Below are 831 nucleotides of genomic sequence, written 5' to 3'. Positions count from 1 at the left end.
CTCGCCCTCGGCGAGGCCAGACAGATTCTGGCCAGCGACAGTCAGAGTGGTGCCCAAGACGGTGATATCGGCGGGGTCGACGGTGACGGAGCCACCTTCGCCGTCGGTGATCACCAGCTGAACGTTGTCGCTGCTCAGGCCGTCTTCGATGGAGCCGGTCAGCGTCACGTTGCCGATCTCGTCGGCATTCAGGAAGCCATCGCCACCATCGCCGAAGGCGATGCTGTTGTCGCCTTCCGCCGGCGGGGTGGTGTCGGTATTGCTATCGACGGTGACGGGGTTGGACGGCTCACTGGTGTTACCGGCCGGGTCGGTCGCGGTAGCGGTCAGTTCGGTGCCGTCTTCCGGCATCGGGTCGAGGGTGATTTCGAAGTTTCCGTCATCACCCACTTCGGTTGTCGCCACCTCGTCACCATTGCCATCGGTGATGCTGATGGTCGCGCCCGGCTCGCCAGTCCCGGTGAGGGTGGTGCCATCAGTGGCATCCAGCGTCGGGGTGTCAGTGACGGTGTCCTTGGTCGCGGCATCCGTGAACTCGGCCGCATTACCGGCCTCATCAGTGACAGTCAGCGTCGCGGTGAGTTCGCCCTCGGCCAGGTCGGAGAGATCCTGGCCAGCGACAGTCAGGGTGGTGCCATCGACCGTGATGTCGGCGGGATCGACGGTGACGGAGCCACCTTCGCCGTCGGTGATCACCAGCTGAACGTTGTCGCTGCTCAGGCCGTCTTCGATGGAGCCGGTCAGCGTCACGTTGCCGATCTCGTCGGCATTCAGGAAGCCATCGCCACCATCGTCGAAGGCGATGCTGTTGTCATCGGCGCTCGGTGAGGT

1 protein-coding gene is annotated in these 831 nt (G+C 64.1%); it reads right to left on the bottom strand.

Annotated elements, in window-relative coordinates:
- A partial coding sequence (locus tag HXS65_RS17290; RefSeq protein ID WP_218015112.1) for an Ig-like domain-containing protein occupies nt 1–831 on the bottom strand: 831 nt, incomplete at both ends.

Origin of the sequence: Cobetia sp. 5-25-4-2 (assembly GCF_013374075.1) — a bacterium.
Classification (GTDB): Bacteria; Pseudomonadota; Gammaproteobacteria; order Pseudomonadales; family Halomonadaceae; genus Cobetia; species Cobetia marina.
Note: the sequence above shows the minus strand (reverse complement) of the source record. Positions and strands in the feature narration are given on the sequence as shown.